The organism is Bradyrhizobium sp. 2TAF36 (genome assembly GCF_052114925.1).
Classification (GTDB): Bacteria; Pseudomonadota; Alphaproteobacteria; order Rhizobiales; family Xanthobacteraceae; genus Bradyrhizobium; species Bradyrhizobium barranii.
Genome location: NZ_JBFRFR010000084.1, coordinates 1 through 24,454, shown reverse-complemented (window position 1 = coordinate 24,454; position 24,454 = coordinate 1). Strand labels below are relative to the sequence as shown.

The window sequence follows — 24,454 nt, the reverse complement described above, 5'->3', positions numbered from 1 at the left end:
TTCCCTCCTTGGTGGGGATTTACTTTTGTTCGATTTCGCGGTGCGGAATTTAATTCCGCATCTTGACGGCAGGGTTATTTTGAAGCACGGACGTTGTCAACGACTCCGCGCAAGAAGCAGATCAGGGATGAAGCGTACAGGCAAGAAGACTGCGACCGATCGGAATTTCGTCGTCGCGCTTTCCCGCGGACTAGATGTTTTGCGCGCATTCCAACCCAGCGACGGACTTCTCGGCAACCAGGAGATCGCCGCGCGGACGAACCTGCCCAAGCCGACCGTTTCGCGCCTGACCTACACGTTGACGAAGCTCGGTTATCTGACACCGGTTCCCCGTTTCGAGAAGTATCAGCTCGCGCCCGCCGCGATGGCGCTCGGTTATGCGGCGTTATCCAATCTCGGCGTTCGGCATTTGTCCGAGCCATTTCGCGAGGAATTGATGCGCGCGACCGGCGGCGCCGTCGCGATCGGCGGCCGCGACCGTCACAGCATGATCTATTTCGGGCAAAGTCGCGGCAGCGAGACGGTCGGCGTTCAACTTGACGTCGGCTCCCGCGTGCCGATTGCAACCAGCGCGATGGGCCGCGCCTATTTCTGGGCGCTCGATGACGAGGGGCGCGCCGAGGTGTCCCGCATCCTGCGCGAACATTACGGCAGCCGGTGGCCGAAGATGCGCGACGGATTGGAACGTTCCGGCGAGACCGTTGCGAAATACGGTTTCGCGATGTCCGTCGGCGACTGGCACGACGACATCGGTGCCGCCGGCGTCGCGCTCAAGCTCAACGACGGAACCGGACCTTACGCATTCAATTGCGGCGCGCCCGCATTCCGCTTCACGGAAGAGCGTTTGATCAACGACATTGGACCGCGTCTGCTGGCGATGGTAAGGAACATTGAAGCGGCACTCGGGGGACTGATGCCGCAATCCAAAAAAGAAGTCAGCAAAAAGCTGAAATCAGGAGGAAAAGTTGCGCGTGTGGCCGAGGGGTTCAGATAGCCTTTGTCATCACCGGGAGCGGTTCGCATCGCCCCTTCGCCCACTGACGTGTGTGGGCGAGACGAGATGACGCAGGCACAGCTCGCGCGGGGGACATCGCCCCTGCTCGCGGTTCGCGACGTCAGCGTCGTGTTCGGCGGCATCATCGCGCTCAACGGCGTGTCCTTTGACATGCACAAGGGCCAGATCCTCGGATTGATCGGCCCCAACGGCGCCGGCAAGACCACGCTCTTCAATTGCCTCTCGCGGCTCTATCAGCCGTCGTCGGGCGACATCCTGATGGAAGGCGTGAGCATCCTGTCGCGGCCTCCGCACCGGATCGCCGAGATCGGCATTGGCCGCACCTTCCAGAACGTGGCGCTGTTTCCGAACCTCTCGGTGATGGACAACGTCCGCGTCGGCGCCCATTCGAAGACCTCCAGCGACATCATCAGCGACTCCTTGAGGCTCGCCTGGGTCCGGCGCAGCGAGACCGAGGTCAACAAGAAGGTGCAGGAGATCCTCGCCTATCTCAAGCTCGAGGACGTCGCCCACACCATCGTGTCCGGCCTGCCCTTTGGCACGCAGAAACGCGTCGAGCTGGCGCGCGCGCTCGCGGCCGACCCGAAGATCCTGCTGCTCGACGAGCCGGCCGGCGGCCTCAACCACGAGGAAGTCTATCTGCTCGGCGACCTCATCCGCCGCATCCGCGACGACCGCCACATGACCGTGCTGCTGGTCGAGCACCACATGGGCCTCGTGATGTCGATCGCCGACCACGTCGTCGCGCTGAATTTCGGCAAGAAGCTCGCGGAAGGCACGCCGGCCCAGGTGCAGGCGGACCCCGACGTCATCAAGGCCTATCTCGGGAGCAAGGACCAATGACGACGCTGCTCAACGTCAAGGACCTGCGCGCCTATTACGGCCAGGTCCAGGCGCTCCATGGCCTGTCCTTCTCGCTCAACGAAGGATCGTTGACGACGCTGCTCGGCGCCAATGGCGCCGGCAAGACCACCACCCTGCGCGCGATCTGCAACATGGTGCGTTCCACCGGCGCGATCGAGTTCGAAGGCAAGCCGCTCAGCAACCGCTCCACCGAGAGCATCGTGCGGTTCGGCATCGCCCACGTGCCGCAGGGCCGCGGCACCTTCACGACCATGACGGTCGAGGAGAACCTCCAGCTCGGGGCCATCACCCGCAAGGACAGCGCCGGCATCGTTTCCGACATCGAGCGCATGTACGCGCATTTCCCGGTGCTGAAGCAGCGCCACACCCAGCAGGCCGGCACGCTCTCGGGCGGCGAGCAGCAGATGCTCGCGGTCGCCCGCGCGCTGATGCTGCGGCCGCGCCTGATGCTGCTCGACGAGCCGTCCTTCGGACTGGCGCCGCTGGTCGTGCGCGACCTGTTCGGCATCCTCGGCAAGATCAATCGCGAGGACAAGGTGTCGATCCTGGTGGTCGAGCAGAACGCCCAGCTCGCGCTCGAGCTCGCCGACCAGGCCTATGTGATCGAGACCGGACGCATCGTGATGTCGGGCAATGCCAAGGACATCGCGAACAACGAAGAAATCCGCAAATCCTATCTGGGTTACTGRGGAGCCGGCACGATGGAACTGTTCACCAACCAAGTGCTGGCCGGCATCGCCACGGGCGCGATCTACGCCTGCATGGCGCTCGCCGTGGTCATGATCTACCAGGCGATCGACCATCTCAACTTCGCGCAGGGCGAGATGGCGATGTTCTCGACCTTCATCTCCTGGCAGCTGATGCAATGGGGCGTGCCTTACTGGGCCGCCTTCATCCTCACGCTCGCGCTCTCCTTCGTCGCCGGCATCGCGATCGAGCGCATCCTGTTCAAGCCGCTGGCGAAAGCGCCGGTGCTGACCAACGTCGCCGGCTTCATCGCGCTGTTTGCGATCATCAACTCCTCGGCCGGCCTGATCTGGGACTTCACCATCAAGCAGTACCCGACCCCGTTCGGCTCCGCGCCGTTCCTGGGCAGCCAGCTGATCTCGACCCACCAGGCCGGCATGATCGGCGTCACGGTGCTGCTGCTGCTCGGCCTCTACTTCTTCTTCCAGTACACGCGCATCGGCCTGGCCATGCGCGCGGCCGCCTCGGTGCCTGAATCGGCCCGCCTCGTCGGCATCAACACGTCCTGGATGATCGCGCTCGGCTGGGGCATGGCGACCGCGATCGGCGCGATCGCCGGCATGCTGATCGCCCCCGTCGTGTTCCTCGAGCCCAACATGATGGGCGGCGTGCTGATCTACGGCTTTGCCGCCGCCGTGCTCGGCGGTCTCACCAGCCCGTTCGGCGCCGTGGTCGGCGGCTTCCTGGTCGGCATCTTCGAGAACCTCGCCGGCACCTACATCCCCGGCGTCGGCAATGAGCTGAAGCTCCCGATCGCGCTCGCGCTGATCATCTCCGTCCTGGTCGTCAAACCCGCTGGCCTGTTCGGCCGGCACATCGTCAAGCGAGTTTGATCATGAGCGCTGCAGAAGAAGTCGTTGCAGAAGGCCACGAGGCGGTCGAGGCTGTTCCGAAGCGGGCCATGACGCTGGGCACCGGCACCTCGCTGGTGGTGCTCGCGGCACTGCTGATCGCACCCGTTTTCGTCAAGAACTTCATCATCTTCCAGATGACGATGCTCCTGATCTACGGGCTCGCGGTGCTGGCGCTGAACATCCTGACCGGCGGAAGCGGCCAGTTCTCGCTCGGCCAGAGCGCGTTCTACGCGGTCGGTGCCTATACGACAGCGGTGCTGATGGAGCACTTCAACGTCAATTACGCGCTGACGCTGCCGATCGCCGGCGTCGTCTGTTTCGGCTTCGGCTTCCTGTTCGGGCAGCCGGCGCTGCGGCTCTCCGGCGTCTACCTCGCGCTTGCGACCTTCGCGCTCGCCACCGCCATGCCGCAGCTCCTCAAGCTGAACTTCCTCGAGCACTGGACCGGCGGCGTGCAGGGCCTCGTCGTCACCAAGCCGGATGCGCCGTTCGGCCTGCCGATGTCGCAGGACATGTGGCTGTACTACTTCACGCTCGTGGTCGTGATTGCGATCTACATCTTCTCGGTGAACCTGCTGCGCTCCCGCTCGGGCCGCGCCTTCATGGCGATCCGCGACAACGAGATCGCGGCCTCCGCGATGGGCGTCGACGTCGCGCTGTACAAGACGCTGGCCTTCGGCGTCTCCGCTGCCATCACCGGCATCGCCGGCTCGCTTGGCGCCATTGCGGTGCAGTTCGTCGCGCCCGACAGCTACACCATCACGCTCGCAATCTCGCTGTTCCTCGGCATGGTCGTCGGCGGCGTCGGCTGGCTGCCCGGCTCGATCGTCGGCGCTGCCTTCATCATCTTCGTGCCGAACATCGCGGAGGGCATCTCCAAGGGCCTCTCCGGCGCGGTGTTCGGCGTGCTCCTGTTCCTCGTCATCTACCTCGTGCCGCATGGCGCAAGGCAAGTCGCGATCCTGGGCCAGCAACTCGCCGGTCGGCTCAGGAAGAACTGAAACGTCCATCCAGACTGTTGTTTTAACCAAGGAGACCCAATTGCTTTTCGGAAGAATACTGCGAACCACCGCACTCGTAACGGCGGTCGCGACCCTCACCTCCGGCGCAGCACTTGCCCAGAAGAAATACGACACCGGCGCGTCCGATACCGAGATCAAGATCGGCAACATCATGCCGTACAGCGGTCCGGCGTCGGCCTATGGCATCATCGGCAAGACCGAAGAAGCCTATTTCAAGATGATCAACGACAAGGGCGGCATCAACGGCCGCAAGATCAACTTCGTCACCTATGACGACGCCTATTCGCCGCCGAAGGCCGTCGAGCAGGTCCGCAAGCTGGTCGAGAGCGACGAAGTGCTGGCCGTGTACAATCCGCTCGGCACGCCCTCGAACACCGCGATCCAGAAGTACCTGAACGCCAAGAAGATCCCGCAGCTGTTCGTCGCCACCGGCGCCACCAAGTGGAACGACGCGAAGAACTTCCCCTGGACCATCGGCTGGCAGCCCTCCTACCAGAGCGAAGCGCAGATCTACGCGAAATGGCTGATGAAGGAAAAGCCGAACGCCAAGGTCGCGATCCTCTACCAGAACGACGATTTCGGCAAAGACTACCTCAAGGGCACCAAGGACGGTCTCGGCGCCAAGGGCGCGTCCATGATCATCATGGAGGAGAGCTACGAGATCTCCGAGCCGTCGATCGACGGCCACATCGTCAAGATCAAGGCCGCCAATCCCGACGTGCTGCTGATCTACGCGACGCCGAAGTTCGCGGCCCAGACCATCAAGAAGACCGCCGAGCTCAGCTGGAAGCCGCTCCAGATCCTCACCAACGTGTCGATCTCGGTCGGCAGCGTGATGAAGCCGGCCGGCTTCGAGGCCTCGCAGGACGTGCTGTCGGCGGCCTATGCCAAGGATTCCACCGACCCGCAGTGGAACAACGATCCCGGCATGAAGAAGTGGAACGAGTTCGTCGACAAGTACATGCCTGGCGCCGACAAGACCGACACCGGCATGGTCTACGGCTACGGCGCGGCGTCGACCCTGGTCAAGACGCTGGAGATGTGCGGTGACGACCTCACCCGCGCCAACCTGATGAAGCAGGCCGCTTCCTTGAAGGATTTTGCACCGGACACGCTGCTGCCCGGCGTCAAGATCAACACCAGCGCCACCGACTTCGCCCCGATTTCGCAGCTCCAGATGCAGCGCTTCAAGGGCGAAAAGTGGGAACTGTTCGGCGAGATCATCAGCGGCGACGTCGCTTCCGAGTGACGCTGACGCAATAGTCCAAGTCTGGTCAGTTCAAGTCTAGTCAAATCTGACAAAGCCCCCGCGGGCGACCGCGGGGGCTTTTTGTTGACGTCAGACGTCAATCTTGTTCAATGCGGCGCCGATCCATTCCGGGTGGAGAAAGATGACTGTCGTTCGATTTCAAGTTGCGGCCGTTTCGGCCGCGCTCGCGTTGTGCACTGCGGTGAGCAGCCCGGCACTGGCGCAAAAGAAATACGACAGCGGCGCTTCCGATACCGAGATCAAGATCGGCAACATCATGCCCTATAGCGGGCCGGCCTCCGCCTATGCCGCGATCGGCAAGGCCGAGGAAGCTTATTTCAACAAGATCAATGCTGAGGGCGGCATCAACGGCCGCAAGATCAAGTTCATCTCCTACGACGACGGCTATTCGCCGCCGAAGACGGTGGAGCAGGCGCGCAAGCTGGTCGAGAGCGACGGCGTGCTGCTGATCTTCGGCTCGCTCGGCACCTCCACCAACGGCGCCATCCGCAAATACATGAACGAGAAGAAGGTACCGCAGCTGTTCGTGGCGAGCGGCGCCTCCAAATGGAACGATCCGAAGCAATATCCGTGGACCATGGGCTGGCAGCCGAGCTACGCCAGCGAGGCGCGCATCTACGCCAAATACATCATGAAGGAGAAGCCGGACGCGAAGATCGCCGTGCTCTACCAGAACGACGATTTCGGCAAGGACTATCTGAAGGGGCTGAAGGACGGCCTCGGCGCAAAGGCGTCGATGATCGTGCTCGAAGACGGCTACGACACGTCGGAGCCCGCGATCGACGAGCACGTCGTGAAGCTGAAGGCCTCGGGCGCCGACGTCTTTCTCAGCATCACCACGCCGAAATTCGCCGCGCAGGCGATCAAGAAGGCGGCCGAGATCAACTGGCACCCGGTCCACATCATCTCCAACGTCTCGGCTTCGGTCGGCGGCGTGCTCGAGCCCGCGGGCCTGGAGATCTCRCAAGGCATCCTGTCGGCGAGCTACACCAAGGACGGCTCCGACCCGCAATGGAATGCCGATGACGGCATGAAGAAGTTCTATAACTTCCTCGCGCAGTACGACCCCAAGGCCAACAAGCTCGATGCCGGCGTGGTGTTCGGCTATGCCGCGGCCCAGACCATGGTGAAGGTGCTGCAGATGTGCGGCGACGAGCTCACCCATGAGAACGTCATGAAGCAGGCCGCTTCCTTGAAGGATTTCGAGCCCGACACGCTGCTGCCCGGCATCAAGATCAACACCTCCGCCGATAATTTCGCCCCGATCGAGCAGCTCCAGATGATGCGGTTCAAGGGCAGGAAATGGGAGCTGTTCGGCGACATCATCTCGAGCGAGCTCGGCCACTGAAGCCGTGCAACTCAAAATCGCCTACGATTGATTAATCAACTCAAGACAGCGGCGCCGTCTCGCAGTCGCACACGAGCGCGCGCCGGTCCTTGACTACTAAAGGAGCAGCCCCTGCGACACAGCCGCCGGGGCTTTCTGTTGAAGGCTCCCGGTAAATCGTATTGAATTGCCTCCGCGCCGCCAAAAATCATCAAGCCAAGAAAAGGGACGCACACACACCAAGAAAATAGGGAGATAGGAATGCCCGCTGTCACCGGCAAACTTGCGGCCGCGTCACTGGCGCTTGCGCTCATTGCGGCCTCGGCCTCCACTGCATCGGCCCAGAAGAAATACGATACCGGCGCGACCGACACCGAAATCAAGATCGGCAACATCATGCCCTACAGCGGACCGGCTTCCGCCTACGGCATCATCGGGCGGACCGAAGCCGCCTATTTCAAGAAGATCAACGACGAGGGCGGCATCAACGGCCGCAAGATCAATTACATCTCCTATGACGACGCCTACTCGCCGCCGAAGACGGTGGAGCAGGCCCGCAAGCTGGTCGAGAGCGACGAGGTGCTGTTCATCTTCAACTCGCTCGGCACGCCGCCGAACTCGGCGATCCACAAATACATGAACTCGAAGAAGGTGCCGCAGCTGTTCGTCGCGACCGGCGCCACCAAGTGGAACGATCCGCAGAACTTCCCCTGGACGATGGGCTGGCAGCCCAATTACCAGAGCGAGACGCAGATCTATGCGAAGTGGCTGCTCAAGAACAAGCCGGACGCCAAGATCGCGGTGCTTTACCAGAACGACGATTACGGCAAGGACTACCTCAAGGGCCTCAAGGACGGCTTAGGGTCCAAGGCCGCCTCGATGATCGTCATCGAAGAGAGCTACGAGACCTCCGAGCCGACCATCGACAATCACATCGTCAAGCTGAAGTCGACCGGCGCCGACGTCTTCATGAACATCACGACGCCGAAATTCGCCGCGCAAGCGATCAAGAAGAATGCCGAGATCGGCTGGAAGCCGCTGCACTTCCTCAACAACGTCTCGGCCTCCGTCGGCAGCGTGATGAAGCCGGCCGGCTTCGAGAACGGTCAGGACATCATCTCGGCCGACTATCTCAAGGACGTGTCGGATCCCGCGTGGAACAACGATCCCGGCATGAAGGAGTTTCTGGCGTTCATGACCAAATACTTCCCCGAGGGCGACAAGCTCGATAAGGGCACGATCGTCGGCTATGCCGTGGCGCAGACACTGGTCCAGGTCTTGAAGCAGTGCGGTGACAATCTCACGCGCGAGAACATCATGAAGCAGGCGGCGAACGTGAAGGACTTCCGCACCGAGGCGCTGCTGCCGGGCGTGAAGGTCAACACCTCGCCGACCGATTTCGCGCCGATCAGCCAGCTTCAACTCGAGAAGTTCAAGGGCGAGAAGTGGGAGCTGTTCGGAGACGTGATCAGCGCCGACGTCGGCGGCTAACCCCAAACGACAGAGAGCCCCCTGCGCAGCCATCGCAGGGGGCTTTTGCTTGCGCGCGGATTATGATCACGCGATTGCACAATCGAATGATGGTAAAGCCTGCTTACGCTTTGGCGCCCGATGCGGTAGGCAGGGAGCCGGCGATTTTGTCGCCATCATTTCAGTTCGCTGAAGGCCTTCGCCATGACCGACCGACGTCCCCTGCTCCGCGCGCTCTACGACGCCGCCGTTGCCGCCGCCCATCCCAGCTCGATTCTGGCGCCGCATCTGCGGCCCGCGCCGAAAGGGCGCGTGATCTGCCTCGCCGCCGGCAAGGGCGCGGCTGCGATGGCCGCGGCAGCCGAGCGGCACTATCTCGACACGCTCAAGCTCGCGCCGGAGCGCCTCGTCGGCATCGCCACCACGCGCCACGGCTACGGCGTGCCGACGCGCCGCATCCGCGTGGTCGAGGCCGGCCATCCCGTTCCCGATGAAGCCGGCCTGAAGGGCGCCGCCGATACGCTCGCGCTCGCTGGCGAGGCCGGGCCCGACGATCTGCTGCTGGTGCTGCTCACCGGCGGCGGCTCGGCGAACTGGATCGCCCCGGCGGACGGCATCAGCTTCGCGCAGAAGCAGGCGGTCAACAAGGCGCTGCTCCGCTCGGGCGCGCCGATCGGCGAGATGAACACGGTCAGGAAACATTTGTCGCGGATCAAGGGCGGCCGGCTGGCGCGCGCCGGCAAGAATGCCGCCGAGATCGTGACGCTGGCGATTTCCGACGTGCCGCACGACGATCCGTCCGCCATTGCTTCCGGCCCCACCGTGCCCGATCCGACCACGCTGGCGGATGCGCGCGCGATCGTCGCGAAGTACAAGCTCGCCATCGACGACGCCGTCCGCCGCGCGCTCGACGATCCCGCCAACGAAAGCTGCAAGCCGGGTGATGCCGCCTTCGCGCGCGCGCATTTCGAGCTGATCGCGCGGCCCAAGCAATCGCTCGACGCCGCGGTGAAGCTCGCCAAGGAAGCCGGCTACGAGACCATCGATCTCGGCGCCGATCTCGAAGGCGAGGCCCGCGAGGTCGCCGCCGATCACGCCAGGCTCGCGCTTGAAGCACGCGCGCAAGGCAAGCGCCTTGCGATCCTCTCCGGTGGCGAACTCACCGTTACCGTGCGCGGCAATGGGCGCGGCGGCCCCAACCAGGAATACGCGCTGGCGCTCGCCGGCCTGCTGAAGGACACGCCTGACATCTCCGCTCTCGCCGGCGACACCGACGGCGCCGATGGYGGCGCCGGCCATCCCACCGATCCCGCCGGCGCGCTGATTGATGCTGCGACGTTCGCGAAGATGAAGGCGCTGGCGCTTCAGCCGCAGGCGTATCTGGACAACAACGACGCGACGACGTTCTTCGAGGCGACCGGCGATCTGCTGATGCCGGGACCGACGCTGACGAACGTGAACGATATCAGGGTGATTTTGGTGGATTGAGGCGCCTCCCAGGTCTCGCTGTCATTCCCCGCGACCCGGCTACGCCAAGGCTTCGCCGGGGTTGAGGTCCAGGGGCGCCGAAGCTTTAGCGTAGGCGGCAGGCGGGGAATCCAGTACGCCGCGGCCTATCGGCTCGATCACAAACGCCTCGGAGTACTGGATCGCCCGGTCAAGCCGGGCGATGACAGCCGGGCCTCAAAACTCGTTCGCGATCTTCGAGAGCATCCCGATCAGGGCTTCGCGGTTGGCCTGCCCGAGCAGCTCGTTCAGCCGGGACTCGTGCTTGGTGGCGACGAGCTTTTTCGCCCGGGTCAGCACGGCCTTGCCCTTGTCGGTCAACACCAGGATGTGCGAGCGGCGGTCGTTGGTGGAGCGGATCCGCGCGCAAAGGTCGCGGCTCTCCAGATTGTCGAGCATCGCCACGAAGTTTGGGCGCAGGATGCCGAGGGTCGAGGCGATCTCGGTCTGGTTGCGGCCCGGATTCTTCTCGACCAGCAGCAGCACGGAGAACTGCGCCGGCGTGAGCTGGAGCGAGGCCATGCAGCGTAAAAAGTTCTCGAACACCTTGAGCTGCGCCCGCTTCAGCACGTAGCCGAGCTGCTCGGAGAGCTCACCAAGCTGGAGGGCTTCAGGCTGCGCCTCGGCCGCGTCCTTGCGGCCCTTGGCCGCGTCGCCGGGCTTTTCAGAAGACTTTTCAGCGGCTTTGGAAACGGTCATCGCCTCGTGCTCGTGATCCCGCTAAATTCGGGGCGGGTCGTCCGCCCACCCTTGAAGTTATATTTGATAATTGTTATGGACCATATCAAATATCGTCAGCGTTTCAATGGCTGTGAGCGGACCGTCCACCGCAATTGCGGAGCCCGGTCCCGATCTTTGAGGGGGAGCGTCCGGTCTTGAATACCACCATCATGCTGTTCCTGGTACAGGACGGCATCACCAATGGCGCGATCTATGCGCTGCTCGGCCTGGCGCTGGTGCTGGTGTTCGCCGTCACGCGCGTCATCCTCATTCCCCAGGGCGAATTCGTCACCTACGGCGCGCTGACCTATGCCTCGCTGGCCGCGGGCCAGATGCCGGGCACGGCAAAGCTCGCGCTGGCGCTGGGCATCGGCGCGTTCGTGTTCGACCTGTTCGCGGCGCGCAAGGCGCTGCACGGCCGCCTGATCGCGCGCAGCCTCGTCACCAACGTCGTGCTGCCGGCCATCGTGCTGGCGCTGACCGTCTACTTCGCCGCCCAGAAGCCGCCGGTGGCGGTGTGCATCGCGCTGTCGCTGGTGATCGTGGCGATGATCGGCCTCTATCTCTACCGCATCGCGTTCCAGCCGCTGGCGCACACCTCCGTGCTGGTGCTGCTGATCGCATCGGTGGGTGTCCACCTCGCGCTCCAGGGACTGGGGCTGCTGTTCTTCGGCGCCGAAGGCCAGCGCGGACCCGCCGTGCTATCAGGCTCCTTCACCGCCGGCGCGCTGCGCTTCACCGGCCAGAGCATTACCGTCTACGGCATCACCATCGCCTTCATCGTCGGGCTCTGGCTGTTCTTCGGGCTGACGCTCTACGGCAAGGCGCTGCGCGCGACCGCCGTGAACCGGCTCGGCGCCCGCCTTGCCGGCATCCGCACCACGCTGTCCGGTCAGATCGCCTTCCTGCTGGCGTCCGTCATCGGCGCGCTGTCGGGCATCATGATCGTGCCGATCACGACGCTCTATTACGACTCCGGCTTCCTGATCGGCCTGAAAGGCTTTGTCGCCGCGATCATCGGCGGCCTCGTCAGCTACCCCCTCACCGCCGTCGCGGCGCTGGTCGTCGGCATCGTCGAGGCGTTCTCGTCCTTCTACGCCTCCAACTACAAGGAAGTGATCGTCTTCATGCTGCTGATCCCCGTGCTGCTGCTGCGCTCGCTCGCCGCGCCCGCGGTCGAGGAAGAGAAGGACTGACGCGCATGCAGAGCCGGCTTCCCATCCTCGTCTTCGCGCTTCTCATGGCGGCGATCCCGCATCTCCCGGGCATGCCGCCGTTCTGGATCGTGCTGCTCGACAATATCGGCCTTGCCGCCCTCGTCGCGATGGGCCTCGTGCTGCTCACCGGCGTCGGCGGCCTGACCTCGTTTGGCCAGGCGGCCTTCGTCGGCTTCGGCGCCTACACCACCGCGGTGCTGTCGACGGCCTATGGCCTGTCGCCGTGGCTGACCTTGCCGCTGTCGCTGCTGGTCAGCGGATCGTTGGCGGTGCTGCTCGGGCTGGTGACCGTCCGTCTCTCCGGGCACTATCTGCCGCTCGGCACGCTCGCCTGGGGGCTGGGCCTGTTCTATCTCTTCAGCAAGCTGGAGTTCCTGGGGAGAAACGACGGCATCTCGGCGATCCCGCCCCTGTCGATCGGCTCGTTCAAGATGCTCTCGCCCGGCTCGATCTATTACGCGATCTGGGTTGCCGTGATCCTCTCGGCCCTGCTCACGATGAACCTGCTAGATTCCCGCACCGGCCGCGCCATCCGCGCGCTGCGCCGCGGACACGTCGCGGCCGAAGCGTTCGGCGTGCACACGCCGCGCGCAAAGCTCCTGGTGTTCATCCACGCCGCGGTGCTCGCCGGCCTCTCCGGCTGGCTCTACGCGCATCTCCAGCGCGCCGTGAACCCGACGCCGTTCGGCGCGCAGGCCGGCATCGAATATCTCTTCATCGCGGTGGTCGGCGGCGCCGGCTATGTCTGGGGCGGCGTGCTGGGCGCGGCGATCGTCGTGGTCCTGAAGGAGGTGCTGCAAAGCTATTTGCCGCTGATCCTGCCCGGCTCCGGGCAGGTCGAGACCATCGTTTTCGGCATCCTGCTGGTGGCGCTGCTCCAGCTTGCGCCCGGCGGCGTCTGGCCCTGGCTGATGTCGTTCCTGCCCGAGCCTACCCGCGGCAGGAAGCCAGACACCTCGCTGAAACTGGAGCAGCGCACCCGCGCATCCGGCCAGTCCGGCGTCCTGCTCCAGGTCGAGAAGGCACGAAAGCAGTTCGGTGGCGTGATTGCGGTCAACAACGTCTCCTTCGACGTGCAGGCGAAAGAGATCGTCGCGTTGATCGGACCGAACGGCGCCGGCAAGAGCACGACATTCAACCTGATCACCGGCGTGCTGTCGGCGACCTCAGGCTCGATCTCGGTGCTCGGCAAGAAGGTCGACAGGGCGCCTCCGCAGGAGATCGTCAAGCTCGGCATCTCCCGCACCTTCCAGCATGTGAAGCTCGTCCCTGATATGACCGTGCTGGAGAACGTCGCGATCGGCGCGCATCTGCGCGGCCATTCCGGACCGATCTCCTCGATGCTGCGGCTCGACCGCGCCGATGAAGCGAAGCTGCTCGCGGAGGCCGCCCGCCAGATCGAGCGCGTGGGCCTCGCCGAGCAGATGCATCAGCTCGCAGGCTCGCTCTCGCTCGGCCAGCAGCGCATCGTCGAGATCGCGCGTGCGCTGTGCGTCGATCCGATGCTGCTGCTGCTCGACGAGCCGGCCGCCGGCCTGCGCCACATGGAGAAGCAGCGCCTTGCCGCGCTGCTGCGCGAATTGCGCGACGGAGGCATGAGCGTGCTTCTTGTCGAGCACGACATGGGCTTCGTGATGAACCTCGCCGACCGCATCGTGGTGCTCGATTTCGGCACCAAGATCGCGGAAGGCACGCCCGCCACGATCAAGACCAATCCCGAAGTGATCAAGGCCTATCTCGGAGTGGCGGCATGAGCGCGCTGTTGTCCGTCGCCGACGCACATGTCGCCTATGGCAAGGTCGAGGCCGTGCGTTCGGTCTCGCTCGAGGTCGGCGCCAACCAGATCGTCACCATCGTCGGGGCCAATGGCGCCGGCAAGACCACACTGCTCTCCGCCATCATGGGCATTTTGCCGCTCAAAGGCCGTGTCGCCTTCGCCGGGCAGGATCTGTCACGGCTCGACATCGAGGACCGCGTCGCGATGGGGCTCGGCCTCGTCCCCGAGCACCGCGAATTGTTCGTGACCATGAATGTCGAGGACAATCTCGAGCTCGGGGCCTTCCGCATCGAGCGCAGCAAGGCGAAAGCCTCGATGGAGCGCGTCTACACGCTGTTTCCGCGGCTGAAGGAGCGGCGCAAGCAGCTCGCGGGCACCCTCTCCGGCGGCGAGCAGCAGATGCTCGCGATGGGCCGCGCGCTGATGGGCGAGCCGAAGCTCTTGATGCTGGACGAGCCAAGCCTCGGCCTCGCCCCGATCATCGTCGCCGACATCTTCCGCATCGTCACCGAGCTCCGCGCCAGCGGCGTCTCCGTGCTGCTGGTCGAGCAGAACGCACAGGCCGCGCTGAAGATCGCCGACCAGGCCTATGTCATGGAGCTCGGCGAGTTCGTGCTCAGCGGCAAGGCCAGCGACATCGCGGCGAACGAGCGGGTCGCGGCCAGCTATCTCGGCTTCCAGCACGAAGGCGCGAGCGTGATCTAATTTCTGGCTGGCTCCTCTTCCTTCTCCCTCGTTGGAGAAAGTGGCGCGCGTAAGCGCGCCGGATGAGGGGTTCTCTCCACGAATGACGACGTGGGACCATCGCCTGCGGAAAGACACCCCTCACCCGTCTCGCGGCTACGCCGCGAGCCACCCTCTCCCGCAGGGGGAGAGGGTGTACCGTGCGAGCTGCGCTAGCTTTCGCTTGAAGGCAGACTCGCTTTTCCCTTCAACGCCGCGACCTCCGCTTCCAGCTCCGCGATCCGCTGGTCCCTCGCCGCCAGCGCTGCCGCGACATCCGGCGCATCGAACTTCTGCGGAATGTGCTGCGGGCAGTTGGTGTCCCACGCTGCGATCTTGAACAGGATCACCTGCTCAGGGCGCGCGCGGTACCCCTTGGGCATCAGCGACGTCGTCAGCGCCTCGTCGTCCTCGACGACGCGCGCCTCGCCCCAGATCTTGACGCGGCGGCGATGGGCGTAGTCCATCACGAAAATATAGGCCTTGGGATTCTCGGACAGGTTTCCCTGCGTGATGTATTGCCGGTTGCCGGCGTAGTCCGTGAAAGCCAGCGTCTGCTTGTCCAGCACCTTCAAAAACCCCTTGGGGCCGCCGCGGTGCTGGATGTAGGGCTGGCCATCGCCCGACGCGGTCGCGAAATAAAAGCTGTTGGCGTCAGCCAGGAACGCCGCAAGGTTCTCGTCGACCTCGGTGCGCCATCCGCGCTGCTCGGCATGAGCATAGCCTTCGCGTGATCCCTTTCGTGTCTGGATCGATTTCACCGCCGGCGTGAACGCCACGTCGCTGGCGTAGGTGTGAGTTGCCGTCATCGGAACATCTCCTGAAATCCCGGCGCATCCCTGCGTCTTTCGCTGTCTAAGGTGGACCTTCCGGCGGGTAAAACAATCTGGCCACTTGACACTTCATCATTGCGATATATGCAATAATACCATGGACCGCCTCGAAGCCATGCACGTCTTCGTCACCGTCGCCGATCTGCGCGGCTTTGCGCCGGCGGCGCGCAAGCTGCAGCTGTCGCCATCGGCCGTGACGCGGCTGATCGCGGCGTTGGAGGAGCATCTCGGCGCGCGGCTGCTGCAGCGCACCACCCGGCAGGTGAGATTGACCGATGTCGGCACGCGCTATCTGGAGCGCGCGCGGCGCATCCTCGCCGATGTCGAGGAGGCCGACGGCTCCGCGCGCGAGGAGCGCAACCGGCCGAGCGGCCGTCTGGTGGTGTCGGCGCCCCTCGGCTTCGGGCGGCTGCATGTCTCGCCGGTCATGACCGATTATCTCAAGCGCTATCCGGAGGTCACGGCCGAGCTCAGGCTCTCGGACAACCTCGTCAATCTCGTCGAGGACGCGGTCGATGCCGCGGTGCGGATCGGCCATCTCGCCGATTCTTCGCTGGTCGCACGCCAGGTCGGCGAGATGCGGCGGATCACGGTGGCGACGCCGGGCTACCTGAAGCGCCACGGCGAGCCGAAGACGCCACAGGAATTGCTCGCGCACCAGACCATCGCGTTCGGCCCCTACGCCAATTGGCACTTCGTGCAGGACGGCCGCGATATCGAGTGGACGCCGAGCCCGGGACAAGCCCGGGCATGACGACGGAAAGGGCGGGGGCTCACCCCTTCTTCGGCACCACGCGGAACGTCCCGCTCGCGCGCGCAATCACGGCGTCGTCGGCCTTTGCGAGACTCTGCGCGAAACAGATCGTCTTGCCGGTCCTGATCACGTCGCTCTCGATCGCAAGCCACTGGCCGATCTCGGCGGAGCCGACGAAATCGACCGTGAGCGAGATCGTGACGAACGAGGTGGTCCAGTTCGTCATCTGCGCGCAGCTATAGCCCATGGCGTTGTCCGCGAGTGCGGCGATGAGGCCGCCATGGATCAGGCCGCGGCCGTTGGTGTGCGGCCTGGCGAGACGTAGGCCGATGATCACGGCCTTGTCGGTTTTTTTCGCGTAGAGCGGCTCCCACGGCTCGGTGAGCGGACTCTTGCGGGAAAGCGGCTCGAAGCCGTCGGGGATGTCGGTGTCGGTCATAGCGTGTCTCGCGTTGCTGGCTGGCGCCATTGAATGCGATGTGGATGACGGTTTCACCGCCTACAAAGTTTTAAACGGAATTTGCGCGGGTGTTTGAAATGACCTCCTTCGTTACCTCACGAAGATTGTCATCACCCGCGAAAGCGGGTGATCCAGTATCCCAGAGACGGTGACGTGATACGGAGAAGCCGCGGCGTACTGGATGCCCCGCCTCCGCGGGGCATGACAGCTATTGTCAAAACGGCAGCCCCACATAGTTCTCCGACAGCGACGTCATCGCGGCCTGCGACTGCGTGACGTAGTCGAGCTCGGCGAGCTGGATGCGCCCGCCGATGGTGCCGGTGTCGGGGAATTTGTGCAGCATCGAGGTCATCCACCAGGAGAAGCGCACCGCTTTCCAGACCCGCGCCAGCGCCGTGGCGGAATAGGCATCGATGCCAGCGTTGGATTTCTCGTCGTAGAATTCGCGGAGTGCGTTCGACAGATAATGCGCATCGCTGGCAGCTAAGTTCAGCCCCTTCGCGCCGGTCGGCGGCACGATGTGGGCGGCGTCGCCGCACAGGAACATCCTGCCGAACCGCATCGGCTCGGCGACGAAGCTGCGCAGCGGCGCAATGCTCTTCTCGATCGAGGGGCCCGTGACCAGACTGTCGGCCGCCTCCTGGTCGAGCCGGCGCTTCAATTCGTCCCAGAAGCGGTCGTCCGRCCATTGGTCGACATGGTCGTCGAGCGCGCACTGCACGTAGTAGCGGCTGCGCTTGGTCGAGCGCATGGTGCACAACGCAAAGCCGCGGGCATGGTTGGAATAGATCAGCTCGTGGCTGACAGGGGGCGTCTCCGAGAGGATGCCGAGCCAGCCGAACGGGTAGATCCGCTCGAACTCCTCAATCGCCGTGGCCGGGACGCTGGCGCGGCTGACGCCGTGAAAGCCATCGCAGCCGGCGATGAAGTCGCAATCGATCGTGTGGGTGACCCCGGCCTTGACATAGGTGACGCGCGGCCGACTGCCGTCGAAATCGTGCGGCTGCACGTCCTTGGCCTCGTAGACCGAGGTGAGACCCGCGGCCTTGCGCGCATTCATCAGGTCGAGCGTGACCTCGGTCTGGCCATAGATCATGACCGTCTTGCCGGTCGCGGCCTTCATGTCGATGCGGTGACGGCGCCCGGAAAAGGCGAGCTCGATGCCTTCATGCACCAGGCCTTCGGCATGCGCCCGCGCGCTGGCGCCGATCCGGTCGAGCAGCGCGACGGTTCCCTCCTCCAGGAGGCCGGCACGGATGCGGCCGAGCACGTAGTCCGGGCTCTGCCGCTCCAGAATCACATTGTCGATGCCGTATTGGTGCAGCAGTTGCCCAAGCAACAATCCGGCCGGCCCGGCCCCGATGATTGCGACTTTTGTCCGCAATACTTGCTCCTCCCGATCCTGTAGGTTTTCGCCGCGGCTCGCTTGTCGCGTCGGTCCGCGCAAGATAATTATATCATATAATCGTTGGGCAAAAGGGGAGTGCGCCCGAGCAGCGACAAATCCATGCAACATGGCTGACGTAGATGACGCGGCGGCGCGCCGCGCCAGTTCCGGCTTGAACGCGCCGACAAATTAGATAACATGTTAATTAATGAGACCGGGCCATCGAAGCCCGCCGTCGAAACAGGGAGAGACGACCGATGAGGAAAGCCTGTCTGGCGTTGCTGCTGGCAGCAAGCGTGAGCCCCGCGTTCGCGCAGGACAAGACCTTCGATTTGAAGATCTCGCACTGGGTGCCGGCCTCGCATCCGCTGCAGAAGTCCCTGGAAGACTGGCTGGCCGCGGTGAATAAGGATTCCGGCGGCACCATCACGGGCAGGGTGTTTCCCGCCCAGCAGCTCGGCAAGGCGTTTGACCATTACGACATGGCACGCGACGGCATCGCCGACGTCACCTACGTCAATCCCGGCTATCAGCCCGGCCGCTTCCCGATCGTCGGCGCCGGCGAATTGCCGTTCCTGATCTCGGACGCCAAGGGCGGCTCGATGGGCCTGGACGCCTGGTACCGCAAATATGCCGAGAAGGAGATGAAGGACGTCAAATACTGCCTCGCCTTCGTCCACTCGCCTTCGTCGTTCCATTCCAAGACGAAGAAGATCGTGATGCCGGAGGACGTGAAGGGCCTGAAGATCCGTCCCGCGCACGCCACCATGGCGAATTTTGTCACCTCGCTCGGCGGCACCAATGTGCAATCCTCTGCGCCTGAGGTCCGCGACATCATCGAGCGCGGCGTTGCCGACGGCGTCACCTTCCCCTGGGGCTCGCTGGTGCTGTTCGGCATCGACAAGGTGACCAAGTACGACATGGAGGCGCCGCTCTACACCACGRCCTTCGTGTTCGTGATCAACAAGGACAAGTACAACGCGATGTCCGACAAGCAGAAGGCCGCGATCGACAAGAACTGCTCGACCGAGATGGCCGGCGTGGTCGGCGAGCACTGGGGCAAGTTCGAGGACGCCGGCATCGACAAGGTCAAGGCGGAAGCCGGCCACGAGGTCTACAAACTGACGCCGGAACAGACCGCCGCCTGGAAGAAAGCCGCCGATCCCTTGGTCAAGACCTGGGGCGACGGCGCCAAGAAGGCCGGCGCCGATCCGGACGCGGCGCTTAGTGAGCTGAAGGCGTCGCTGAAGAAGTACAACGCGCTGGCGGAGTAGCGCCAAGCTGCGGCCGCGGCCGGCTCTCTTCTTCCCCCTCTCCCCGTTCTTACGGGGGGAGGGTTGGGGTGAGGGGCTGCTTCCGCAGAGACGGTGACAGACGGACTCGCGGAGACTCCCCCTCACCCGCATCGCATCTCCGATGCGATGCGGCCTCTCCCCGCACGCGGGGAGAGGCGAAGAGCCGCAGCCGGGGCGAGAATAGGAATGACATCACACAGGAAACTCCCATGAAGCGCTCCTGGATGGACCGCATCATCGACACGATCGAATGGATCGCGGCCGGCTTCGTCGGCATCGTCGCGCTCGACATCTTCCTGTCGGTGCTGCTGCGCAACACACTGAATTACTCGATCCCCGATTCGTTCGATATCGGCCGCATGCTGCTCGGCATCCTCATTTTCTGGGGCATCGCGGCGACGTCCTATCGCGGCACGCACATCACGGTCGACCTCGTCTGGGGCAATGTCGGGCCGCGCTACCAGCGCTGGATCGACGTGTTCGCAACGCTGGTGCTGCTGTTCGTCGTCACCGTGCAGACCTGGACGCTGTTCGACAAGGTGCGCGGCACCTACAACGACAACGTCCAGACCTTCGACATGCACATGCCGACCTGGCCGTTCTTCGCGGTCGCGTGGATCGGTGATGCCGCGGCCGTGCTGCTGATCGCGATCCGCACCTACCGCCTGATCTTCCATCCCGAAGACATGCACGATCCCAAATTGAAGGCGACGGAGTAATCATGAGCACCGATGCCGTCGCCTTAATCGGCTTCGTTTCCCTGTTCGTCCTGATGCTGCTGCGCGTGCCCGTCGGCATGGCCATGGGCCTCGTCGGCGTGACCGGCTTCGCCTATCTCGTCAACGGCACTGCGGCGCTGAAGCTGGTCGGCCAGACCTCGATGCGCACGGTCACCGACTACACGTTCGGCGTCATCCCGATGTTCCTGCTGATGGGCTCCTTCGTCAGCAATTCCGGCATGAGCCGCGAGCTGTTCCGCGCCGCCAACGGTTTCGTCGGGCATCTGCGCGGCGGGCTCGGCATCGCCACCGTCGGCGCCTGCGGCGGCTTTGCCGCGATCTGCGGCTCCTCCGTCGCGACCGCCGCGACCTTCTCCGCCGTCGCCTACCCCGAGATGCGCCGCTTCGGCTATCCGCAGTCGTTCGCCACCGGCGTGATCGCCGCCGGCGGCACGCTGGGCGCGATGCTGCCGCCGTCCACCGTGCTCGCGGTCTACGGCATCATCACCGAGCAGGACATCGGAAAGCTTTTCATCGCCGGCATCATTCCGGGCCTGCTGGCAATGACCATGTACATGATCACGATCTTCCTGATCGGTCATTTCCGCCCGGACTTCCTGCCCAAGGGCAAGGTGCTGCCGTGGCGCGAGCGCTTCGCGGGCCTGAAGGACATCTGGGCGCCGGTCTTGCTGTTCGTCTTCGTCATCGGCGGCCTCTACGGCCTGCCGTTCCTGCCGCGCTTCACGCCGACCGAAGCCGGCGGCGTCGGCGCCGCGGGCGCCTTCATCATCGGCGTTGTCACCGGGCGGCTCGACCGCGAGAAGATTTTGGCCTCGCTGCTGCAGGCGACGCGCACCGCAGCCGCCGTGTTCACCGTGCTGATCGGCGCGCTGATCTTCGGCTATTTCCTCACGGTGACGCAGACGCCGCAGAAGGTCACCGAATTCCTCACCGGTCTCGGCCTCGGCCCCTACGGCGTGCTGGCGCTGATCATGGTGATGTATCTCGTGCTCGGCTGCCTGATGGACGCCATGGCGATGATCATCCTCACCGTGCCGATCATTTTTCCCGTCATCACGCATCTCGGGTTTGACCCGATCTGGTTCGGCGTCATCATCGTGATGACCGTCGAGCTCGGCCTGATCCATCCGCCGGTCGGGATGAACGTCTTTGTCATCAAGAGCGTGGTGAAGGACGTTTCCTTCTCCACCATCTTCAAGGGCGTGATCCCGTTCGTGGCGACGGATCTGGTGCGGCTGGTGATTTTGATCGCGTTCCCGCTGCTGGCGACCTGGCTGCCGACACGGATGATGGCGCACTGACGAGGTGAAACGATGACCACACCGGCGCTCGAGACCAAATACGTCTTCACCGTCACCGCAAAGATCGGCGACGTCGTCACCGCCGGCGAGACCGGCATTGGGGTCCGCCGCATCATCCCGATTATCGGCGGCGAGGTCACGGGCGCGATCACCGGCAAGGTGCTGCCGTTCGGCGCCGACTTCCAGACCATCCGTCCCAACGAGCTGATCGATCTCGAAGCGAAATACGCCTTCGAGACGGATGACGGCGCTATCGTCTACGTCGAGAACAAGGGCATGCGCTTCGGCCCGGTCGAGCTGCTGCAAAAGCTCAAGCGCGGTGAGCCGGTCGATCCGAAGCTGATCTATTTCCGCACGGTCCCGAAGTTCGAGACGGGGCACGAAAAATATCGCTGGCTGATGCAGTACATTTTTGTCGGCTCAGCCGCACGCCATGCGGACCGCGTGGTGATCGACGTGCATCAGGTGCTGTGAGAAAGCTGCCACCTCGTCATTGCGAGCGCAGCGAAGCAATCCAGCATCTTTCCGCGGAGAGACTCTGGATTGCTTCGCTGCGCTCGCAATGACGGAGGGTGCGGCAACAGCAGCGTATTGCAGGACCGTAGAGACCCCTGACCGCCGGATGAGACCCAGGCAATTCAATCCCCGCCAGGGGTGATATCCTCCCGCCCTCCTTGACTCCCCCAGAATTCGTTATACAACATAACTATTCTGACAAGGACGCAAATGACACAGGGAAACGCCGAGACCGCTAACGCGGGCGCCTCCGGGCTTTTGAGGATCGAGCGGGCGGACCGGGTTCTGACCGTGGGCCTGAACCGGCCGGCCAAGCGCAATGCGCTCAATGACGGCATTATCCTCGAAATCGGCGAGTGCTTTGCCTCCCTGCCCGAGGATATCGGCGCGGTCGTCATCCACGGCATCGGCGATCATTTCTCCTCCGGCCTCGACCTCTCCGAACTTCAGGACCACGATGCGACCGGCGGCCTCCTCCATTCCCAGATGTGGCACCGTGTGTTCGACCGCATCCAGTACAGCCGCGTGCCCGTGATCGCCGCACTCCGGGGCGCCGTGATCGGCGGCGGGTTGGAGCTCGCCTGCGCCGCCCATATCCGCGTCGCCGAGCCCTCGACCTATTTCGCCCTGCCGGAAGGGCAGCGCGGCATCTTCGTCGGCGGCGGCGGCTCGGTGCGGCTGCCRCGGCTGATCGGCGTTGCCAGGATGATGGACATGATGCTGACCGGCCGCGTCTACAGCGCGACCGAAGGCGCCTCCTACGGCTTTACGCAATATGTGACGGAGGCCGGCAACGGGCTCGGCAAGGCGCTGGAGCTTGCGACCAAGGTCGCCTCCAACGCGCCGCTGACGAACTTCGCCGTGCTCCAGGCGCTGCCGATGATCGCGGAGGCCAATCCGCAGGCCGGTCTGCTGATGGAATCGCTGATGGCAACAGTTGCGCAGAGCGACAAAGAGGCAAAACGCAGGATCCGCGAATTCCTCGAACACAAGACCGCAAAGGTGAAGCCGAAGTCATGAGCGGACAGCCGTCCTCTTCCAGCATGGAGCGCGGCGCGAGCACTTCCCCGCTGCGGCCCATTTCGTTCGGCGATCCCGTCGTCAACATCGAGCGGCGCGACGACGGCACGATTTACCTGCGGCCAAAGCAGCCGCTCGGCGACTATCCGGTCCGCCTCACCGACCGCCTGCATCATTGGGCGACGACGACGCCGGACCGCGTCTTCATGGCCGAGCGCGAAGGCGGCCGCGGCTGGCGCAAGATCACTTACGCCGAGCTGCTCGCCGCCAGCCGGCACATTGCCTCCGGCCTGATTGCGCGCGGCCTGTCGGCGGAGCGGCCGGTCGTCATCCTGTCAGGCAATTCGATCGACCACGCGCTGCTCGCGTTCGGCGCGTTCTATGCCGGAATTCCGTTCTGCCCGGTGTCGCCGGCCTATTCGCTGGTGTCGAAGGATTACGGCAAGCTGTCTTACCTGATGAAGCTGTTGACGCCCGGCCTCGTTTTCGCCGAGGACGCCGACAAATTCGCGAATGCGCTCGCCGCCAACGTCTCGCTCGGCACCGAGATCGCCGCGTCCTGGGGCAGCGTGCCCGATCGCGACGTCACCCTGCTCGCCGACCTCATGGCGACGCCGCTTCGCAGCGATCTCGACGCGATACACGACAAAATCGGCCCCGACACGATCGCAAAGTTCTTGCTGACGTCGGGCTCGACCGGCAATCCCAAGGCCGTCATCAACACCCAGCGCATGATCTGCGCCAACCAGGTGATGCTGCGCGAGACGCTCGCCTTCCTCAAGGACGAGCCCCCGGTCATCATCGACTGGCTGCCCTGGAATCACACCTTTGGCGGCAACCACAATATCGGGCTGACGCTCTACAATGGCGGCTCGATGTATCTCGACGCCGGCAAGCCGGTGCCGGGCGGCATCGAGGAGACCGTGCGCAATCTCCAGGAGATTTCGCCGACGGTCTATTTCAACGTGCCCAAGGGCTATGAATCGCTGCTGCCGTATTTGCGCGACGACCAGGGCCTGCGCGCAAAATTCTTCGACCGGCTGCACGCGATGTTCTTCTCGGGCGCCGCGCTGTCGCCGTTCGTCTGGAACAGCCTCGACGAGCTCGCGGTGAAGGAGAAGGGCTACCGCGTGCCGATGCTGACGGGCCTTGGCGCCACCGAGACCGCGCCGTTCTTCATGTCGGTCAATCCGCGCACCAGCCGCTCCGGCCATGTCGGGCTGCCCGTGTCGGGCAATGACGCCAAGCTGGTGCCGAACAACGGCAAGATGGAAGTGCGCGCCAAGGGGCCGAACGTGATGCCCGGCTATTGGCGCCAGCCCGACATCACCGCAAAATCCTTCGACGAGGAAGGATTCTACAAGATGGGCRACGCGCTCAAGCCMGTCGATCCCGATGACCTCAACGCCGGCTTCGATTTCGACGGCCGCGTCAGCGAAGACTTCAAGCTCGGCAGCGGCACCTGGGTCAGTGTCGGCCCGCTGCGTGCGCGCTTCGTCGCGGCCTGCGCGCCGCTGGTGCGCGACGTCGTCATCGCCGGCATCAACCGCGACGAAATCTCCGCGCTGGTGCTGCTCGATCTCGACGGCTGCCGGCTGATCAACCCGACGCTRCCGGCCGACGATCTCACCGTCAC

General features: G+C 64.1%; 21 protein-coding genes and 2 pseudogenes. 19 read left to right on the top strand and 4 right to left on the bottom strand.

Annotated features, from left to right (window positions below):
• Nucleotides 1-127 precede the first annotated feature (127 nt).
• The 9 genes and pseudogenes from AB4Z51_RS36290 to AB4Z51_RS36250 all read left to right on the top strand — a co-directional run bounded on the left by AB4Z51_RS36290 (nucleotide 128) and on the right by AB4Z51_RS36250 (nucleotide 10,057).
• On the top strand, nucleotides 128-994 hold the full coding sequence (locus AB4Z51_RS36290) for an IclR family transcriptional regulator (RefSeq protein WP_063980942.1): 867 nt from the start codon (nucleotides 128-130) through the stop codon (nucleotides 992-994).
• 66 nt (nucleotides 995-1,060) lie between these two features.
• The gene (locus tag AB4Z51_RS36285; RefSeq protein ID WP_166345288.1) at nucleotides 1,061-1,858 is read left to right on the top strand and encodes an ABC transporter ATP-binding protein; all 798 of its coding nucleotides are present in this window, start codon (nucleotides 1,061-1,063) and stop codon (nucleotides 1,856-1,858) included.
• A pseudogene (locus AB4Z51_RS36280) lies at nucleotides 1,855-2,565 on the top strand (ABC transporter ATP-binding protein); the annotation flags it as partial. The gene AB4Z51_RS36285 and the pseudogene AB4Z51_RS36280, both read left to right, overlap by 4 nt.
• Before the next feature lie 15 nt (nucleotides 2,566-2,580).
• Complete coding sequence (locus AB4Z51_RS36275; RefSeq protein ID WP_063980940.1) at nucleotides 2,581-3,459, top strand: branched-chain amino acid ABC transporter permease; 879 nt, start codon at nucleotides 2,581-2,583, stop codon at nucleotides 3,457-3,459.
• Nucleotides 3,460-3,461: 2 nt separating this feature from the next.
• Nucleotides 3,462-4,481: a branched-chain amino acid ABC transporter permease gene (locus AB4Z51_RS36270; protein ID WP_028151939.1), complete on the top strand. Its 1,020-nt coding sequence runs from the start codon at nucleotides 3,462-3,464 to the stop codon at nucleotides 4,479-4,481.
• A 40-nt stretch (nucleotides 4,482-4,521) separates the two neighbouring features.
• The gene (locus AB4Z51_RS36265; protein ID WP_071916729.1) at nucleotides 4,522-5,751 is read left to right on the top strand and encodes an ABC transporter substrate-binding protein; all 1,230 of its coding nucleotides are present in this window, start codon (nucleotides 4,522-4,524) and stop codon (nucleotides 5,749-5,751) included.
• Nucleotides 5,752-5,893: 142 nt separating this feature from the next.
• Nucleotides 5,894-7,120: an ABC transporter substrate-binding protein gene (locus AB4Z51_RS36260; RefSeq protein ID WP_441499001.1), complete on the top strand. Its 1,227-nt coding sequence runs from the start codon at nucleotides 5,894-5,896 to the stop codon at nucleotides 7,118-7,120.
• A gap of 240 nt (nucleotides 7,121-7,360) precedes the next feature.
• Nucleotides 7,361-8,590 (top strand): ABC transporter substrate-binding protein, encoded by a 1,230-nt coding sequence (locus AB4Z51_RS36255; protein ID WP_063980937.1) that lies wholly within the window; start codon nucleotides 7,361-7,363, stop codon nucleotides 8,588-8,590.
• Between the two features lie 183 nt (nucleotides 8,591-8,773).
• A complete protein-coding gene (locus tag AB4Z51_RS36250; protein ID WP_441499000.1) occupies nucleotides 8,774-10,057 on the top strand; it encodes a glycerate kinase type-2 family protein in 1,284 nt (427 codons plus the stop codon).
• A 195-nt stretch (nucleotides 10,058-10,252) separates the two neighbouring features.
• On the opposite strand, the gene AB4Z51_RS36245 is transcribed toward AB4Z51_RS36250, so the two are convergent.
• Nucleotides 10,253-10,774: a MarR family winged helix-turn-helix transcriptional regulator gene (locus AB4Z51_RS36245; protein WP_166345314.1), complete on the bottom strand. Its 522-nt coding sequence runs from the start codon at nucleotides 10,772-10,774 to the stop codon at nucleotides 10,253-10,255.
• 176 nt (nucleotides 10,775-10,950) lie between these two features.
• Between AB4Z51_RS36245 and AB4Z51_RS36240 the strand changes: the two genes are divergently transcribed.
• The 3 genes from AB4Z51_RS36240 to AB4Z51_RS36230 are packed head-to-tail and all read left to right on the top strand — an operon-like array spanning nucleotide 10,951 to nucleotide 14,494.
• Nucleotides 10,951-11,991, top strand: a complete 1,041-nt coding sequence (locus AB4Z51_RS36240) for a branched-chain amino acid ABC transporter permease (RefSeq protein WP_441498999.1) — start codon at nucleotides 10,951-10,953, stop codon at nucleotides 11,989-11,991.
• Between the two features lie 5 nt (nucleotides 11,992-11,996).
• Nucleotides 11,997-13,766, top strand: coding sequence for a branched-chain amino acid ABC transporter ATP-binding protein/permease (locus AB4Z51_RS36235; RefSeq protein ID WP_441498998.1), 1,770 nt, complete (start codon nucleotides 11,997-11,999; stop codon nucleotides 13,764-13,766).
• Nucleotides 13,763-14,494 carry an ABC transporter ATP-binding protein gene (locus AB4Z51_RS36230; RefSeq protein ID WP_282519957.1) on the top strand — a complete coding sequence of 244 codons (732 nt, stop codon included), beginning with the start codon at nucleotides 13,763-13,765 and terminating at the stop codon, nucleotides 14,492-14,494. Before AB4Z51_RS36235 ends, AB4Z51_RS36230 begins: the two co-directional genes overlap by 4 nt.
• Before the next feature lie 191 nt (nucleotides 14,495-14,685).
• On the opposite strand, the gene AB4Z51_RS36225 is transcribed toward AB4Z51_RS36230, so the two are convergent.
• Entirely contained in the window at nucleotides 14,686-15,321 is a 636-nt protein-coding gene (locus AB4Z51_RS36225; protein WP_231143878.1) for a pyridoxamine 5'-phosphate oxidase family protein, read from the bottom strand.
• A gap of 121 nt (nucleotides 15,322-15,442) precedes the next feature.
• Between AB4Z51_RS36225 and AB4Z51_RS36220 the strand changes: the two are divergent.
• Nucleotides 15,443-16,081: pseudogene (locus tag AB4Z51_RS36220) on the top strand (LysR family transcriptional regulator); the annotation flags it as partial.
• 37 nt (nucleotides 16,082-16,118) lie between these two features.
• On the opposite strand, the gene AB4Z51_RS36215 reads toward AB4Z51_RS36220, so the two are convergent.
• Both AB4Z51_RS36215 and pobA read right to left on the bottom strand, forming a co-directional pair.
• Complete coding sequence (locus AB4Z51_RS36215; RefSeq protein ID WP_354175973.1) at nucleotides 16,119-16,538, bottom strand: PaaI family thioesterase; 420 nt, start codon at nucleotides 16,536-16,538, stop codon at nucleotides 16,119-16,121.
• A gap of 235 nt (nucleotides 16,539-16,773) precedes the next feature.
• A complete protein-coding gene (pobA, locus tag AB4Z51_RS36210; protein ID WP_441498997.1) occupies nucleotides 16,774-17,943 on the bottom strand; it encodes a 4-hydroxybenzoate 3-monooxygenase in 1,170 nt (389 codons plus the stop codon).
• A gap of 260 nt (nucleotides 17,944-18,203) precedes the next feature.
• Here pobA and AB4Z51_RS36205 point away from each other — a divergent pair, with 260 nt between their 5' ends.
• The 6 genes from AB4Z51_RS36205 to AB4Z51_RS36180 all read left to right on the top strand — a co-directional run.
• Nucleotides 18,204-19,220 (top strand): TRAP transporter substrate-binding protein, encoded by a 1,017-nt coding sequence (locus tag AB4Z51_RS36205; RefSeq protein ID WP_441498996.1) that lies wholly within the window; start codon nucleotides 18,204-18,206, stop codon nucleotides 19,218-19,220.
• Between the two features lie 230 nt (nucleotides 19,221-19,450).
• Nucleotides 19,451-19,960 (top strand): TRAP transporter small permease, encoded by a 510-nt coding sequence (locus AB4Z51_RS36200; RefSeq protein ID WP_014498282.1) that lies wholly within the window; start codon nucleotides 19,451-19,453, stop codon nucleotides 19,958-19,960.
• A gap of 2 nt (nucleotides 19,961-19,962) precedes the next feature.
• A complete protein-coding gene (locus AB4Z51_RS36195; protein WP_071916741.1) occupies nucleotides 19,963-21,282 on the top strand; it encodes a TRAP transporter large permease in 1,320 nt (439 codons plus the stop codon).
• A gap of 12 nt (nucleotides 21,283-21,294) precedes the next feature.
• Nucleotides 21,295-21,756 (top strand): DUF3237 domain-containing protein, encoded by a 462-nt coding sequence (locus tag AB4Z51_RS36190; RefSeq protein ID WP_441498995.1) that lies wholly within the window; start codon nucleotides 21,295-21,297, stop codon nucleotides 21,754-21,756.
• Between the two features lie 252 nt (nucleotides 21,757-22,008).
• The gene (locus AB4Z51_RS36185; RefSeq protein WP_071916743.1) at nucleotides 22,009-22,818 is read left to right on the top strand and encodes a crotonase/enoyl-CoA hydratase family protein; all 810 of its coding nucleotides are present in this window, start codon (nucleotides 22,009-22,011) and stop codon (nucleotides 22,816-22,818) included.
• Nucleotides 22,815-24,454, top strand: a 1,640-nt coding sequence (locus AB4Z51_RS36180) for a feruloyl-CoA synthase (RefSeq protein WP_441498994.1), incomplete at its 3' end; no start/stop codon positions are given. The genes AB4Z51_RS36185 and AB4Z51_RS36180, both read left to right, overlap by 4 nt.

Excerpts from the sequence above, each read along its gene's own strand:
- AB4Z51_RS36290 (WP_063980942.1), top strand. The coding sequence starts at position 128 with ATGAAGCGTACAGGCAAGAAGACTGCGACCGATCGGAATTTCGTCGTC.
- AB4Z51_RS36285 (WP_166345288.1), top strand. The coding sequence starts at position 1,061 with ATGACGCAGGCACAGCTCGCGCGGGGGACATCGCCCCTGCTCGCGGTT.
- AB4Z51_RS36275 (WP_063980940.1), top strand. The coding sequence starts at position 2,581 with ATGGAACTGTTCACCAACCAAGTGCTGGCCGGCATCGCCACGGGCGCG.
- AB4Z51_RS36270 (WP_028151939.1), top strand. The coding sequence starts at position 3,462 with ATGAGCGCTGCAGAAGAAGTCGTTGCAGAAGGCCACGAGGCGGTCGAG.
- AB4Z51_RS36255 (WP_063980937.1), top strand. The coding sequence starts at position 7,361 with ATGCCCGCTGTCACCGGCAAACTTGCGGCCGCGTCACTGGCGCTTGCG.
- AB4Z51_RS36245 (WP_166345314.1), bottom strand. The coding sequence starts at position 10,774 with ATGACCGTTTCCAAAGCCGCTGAAAAGTCTTCTGAAAAGCCCGGCGAC.
- AB4Z51_RS36235 (WP_441498998.1), top strand. The coding sequence starts at position 11,997 with ATGCAGAGCCGGCTTCCCATCCTCGTCTTCGCGCTTCTCATGGCGGCG.
- AB4Z51_RS36230 (WP_282519957.1), top strand. The coding sequence starts at position 13,763 with ATGAGCGCGCTGTTGTCCGTCGCCGACGCACATGTCGCCTATGGCAAG.
- AB4Z51_RS36225 (WP_231143878.1), bottom strand. The coding sequence starts at position 15,321 with ATGACGGCAACTCACACCTACGCCAGCGACGTGGCGTTCACGCCGGCG.
- AB4Z51_RS36215 (WP_354175973.1), bottom strand. The coding sequence starts at position 16,538 with ATGACCGACACCGACATCCCCGACGGCTTCGAGCCGCTTTCCCGCAAG.
- AB4Z51_RS36200 (WP_014498282.1), top strand. The coding sequence starts at position 19,451 with ATGAAGCGCTCCTGGATGGACCGCATCATCGACACGATCGAATGGATC.
- AB4Z51_RS36195 (WP_071916741.1), top strand. The coding sequence starts at position 19,963 with ATGAGCACCGATGCCGTCGCCTTAATCGGCTTCGTTTCCCTGTTCGTC.
- AB4Z51_RS36190 (WP_441498995.1), top strand. The coding sequence starts at position 21,295 with ATGACCACACCGGCGCTCGAGACCAAATACGTCTTCACCGTCACCGCA.